The 2,370-nt window shown below is 60.3% G+C and carries 3 protein-coding genes; 1 reads left to right on the top strand and 2 read right to left on the bottom strand.

Annotation, left to right across the window (positions count from 1 at the left end; genetic code table 11):
• Positions 1-53: 53 nt before the first annotated feature.
• Entirely contained in the window at positions 54-221 is a 168-nt protein-coding gene (locus tag ACF8EA_RS23815) for a DUF2897 family protein (RefSeq protein ID WP_003252762.1), read from the bottom strand.
• Positions 222-402: 181 nt separating this feature from the next.
• On the opposite strand from ACF8EA_RS23815, the gene pyrF reads away from it, so the two are divergent.
• Entirely contained in the window at positions 403-1,104 is a 702-nt protein-coding gene (gene pyrF / locus ACF8EA_RS23810) for an orotidine-5'-phosphate decarboxylase (protein ID WP_021783074.1), read from the top strand.
• Positions 1,105-1,158: 54 nt separating this feature from the next.
• Here pyrF and ACF8EA_RS23805 read toward each other — a convergent pair whose 3' ends face one another.
• Positions 1,159-1,989: an undecaprenyl-diphosphate phosphatase gene (locus tag ACF8EA_RS23805; protein ID WP_028696964.1), complete on the bottom strand. Its 831-nt coding sequence runs from the start codon at positions 1,987-1,989 to the stop codon at positions 1,159-1,161.
• Positions 1,990-2,370 lie beyond the last annotated feature (381 nt).

Genomic DNA, 2,370 nt, shown 5'->3' with positions numbered 1-2,370 from the left:
GCACCACATAACCCACGCCAAGCAAAATGAGGCATTCAACCCCTTCTTAACCCCTAACGGTCCTGTGCATCCTTGGCATCCGCTTCGGCATTGCGCTCATGCACCTTGCGCAGTTGCTCTTCGGTCAGTGGCAGTTTTTTTGCCGTGTCGCGCAGCATCATCAAACCTCCGACGATGGAGCCGAGGGCTATGATGAGGATCAGCCAGGCATACCAGGGCATTGTCGTTCTCCTTTACAGAGTGATGTGCAGCGCTTGTACGATTTTTGAGCAATTGCACTTTCCAATAGTTCAATTATAGGAGCCAGCCCATGCTGGGCCAATTCCGTGACCTGCGGGCCCCAAAGCCTGCGTCACTTCGTTTACAATGCGCGCCGTTTTCGACTTGCAAAGAGACCCTGCCATGTCCGCCTGCCAGACGCCCCTGATCGTCGCCCTGGATTTCCCTACCCGTGAGGCCGCTCTGAAGCTGGCTGACCAGCTTGACCCTGCGCTGTGCCGGGTAAAGGTTGGCAAGGAGCTGTTCACCAGCAGCGCTTCGGGTATTGTCGAAACCCTGTGCGACAAGGGTTTCGAAGTGTTCCTGGACCTCAAGTTCCACGATATCCCCAACACCACCGCCATGGCAGTGAAGGCTGCAGCCGAGATGGGTGTGTGGATGGTCAACGTGCATTGCTCCGGCGGCCTGCGCATGATGGCGGCCTGCCGTGAAGAGTTGGCCAAGCGCAGCGGCCCGCAGCCATTGCTGATTGGCGTGACTGTGCTGACCAGCATGGAGCGTGAAGACCTGGCTGGTATCGGCCTGGATGTCGACCCGCAAGAGCAGGTGCTGCGCCTGGCCGCGCTGGCCGAGAAGGCTGGCATGGACGGTTTGGTGTGTTCGGCGCTGGAGGCCCCGGCACTGAAGGCGGCGCACCCGTCGTTGCAACTGGTGACCCCGGGCATTCGCCCTGCGGGCAGCGCGCAGGATGACCAGCGCCGTATCCTCACCCCGCGCCAGGCACTGGATGCCGGTTCGGACTACCTGGTAATCGGCCGCCCGATCAGCCAGGCTGCCAACCCGGCGCAAGCGCTAGCTGCGGTAGTCGCTGAAATTCGCGGCTGAACCTGACCAATGAAAAGGGCTGCGTATGCAGCCCTTTTTCATTTTTGTGTTCCGTTAGCCCTGAGCTGTCGACCAGTCGATCCAGCCGAACTGCCAGGTAGCCAGAATCAATAAACCGAAGGCGATGCGATACCAGGCGAACGTCGCGTAGCTGTGGTTGGCGATGAACTTGAGCAGCGCACGCACGGCGATCATGGCGAAGATGAACGAGGTCACGAAGCCGATAGCGAACACCGGCAGGTCGCCGGGTTGGAACAGGTCACGGTACTTGTAACCCGAATACACGGCTGCGCCGACCATGGTCGGCATCGCCAGGAAGAACGAGAACTCGGTGGCCGCTTTGCGCGACAGGCCGAACAGCAGGCCGCCGATGATGGTGGACCCGGAGCGCGATGTGCCTGGTATCATCGCCAGGCACTGGATGAAGCCGATCTTGAGGGCGTGGCTCCAGCGCATTTCGTCCACGTGGTCCACCTCTACGCGGTGCTCGCGACGCTCGGCCCAGAGCATGATCACCCCGCCCACAACCAACGCCGCTGCCACAGTAATCGGGTTGAACAGGTAATGGTGGATCAGGTCGGCGAACAGCACGCCCAGCACTACTGCCGGCAGGAACGCCAGCAGCAGATTGCCGGTGAAGCGCCGTGCCGTGGGCTGGCTGGTCAGGCCGAACACCACTTCCAGGATCTTGCCGCGAAATTCCCACACTACCGCCAGGATCGCCGCCAGCTGGATGATGATGTTGAACGCTATCGCGCGTTCACCGCCAAAATCGATCAAATCGGCAACGATGATCTGGTGCCCGGTACTGGAAACTGGCAGAAACTCCGTGAGCCCTTCAACCACTCCCAGGATGATTGCCTGGAAGGCAGTCCATAAGTCCATTAATCCCCCGTTAGGGGCCGTGCCGCTTGCAAGGCCCATGCTCTTGATTTTTCTATGATTGTCGGTTCAGACAGCGAAGATTTTGGTGCGGGCCGGATGCTACCAGAGCAACGGTTCGATGTGTGCGCCGGGACATCGGATCAAGGCTACCAGGTGCCGTCTTGGGTTTTGAGGTGGTGCGTAAATTGAGCGCCGCCTGTATGGCGGTAGAGGTGCGTCGCCTGTGAGACCGAGCGCCGCCGGTATGGCGGTAGAGGTGCGTCGTCTGTGAGATCGAGCGCCGCCCGCGCGGCGCATCGCGAGCTGCGCTCGCTCCTACGTTTGTTTCGGGCCAGTTATTTCTGGGGGATTTGCGCGCGAACGCTTTGGCGCTTGGCGCGA

The organism is Pseudomonas sp. YQ_5, assembly GCF_043103305.1.
Classification (GTDB): domain Bacteria; phylum Pseudomonadota; class Gammaproteobacteria; order Pseudomonadales; family Pseudomonadaceae; genus Aquipseudomonas; species Aquipseudomonas putida_Y.
Note: the sequence above shows the minus strand (reverse complement) of the source record. Positions and strands in the feature narration are given on the sequence as shown.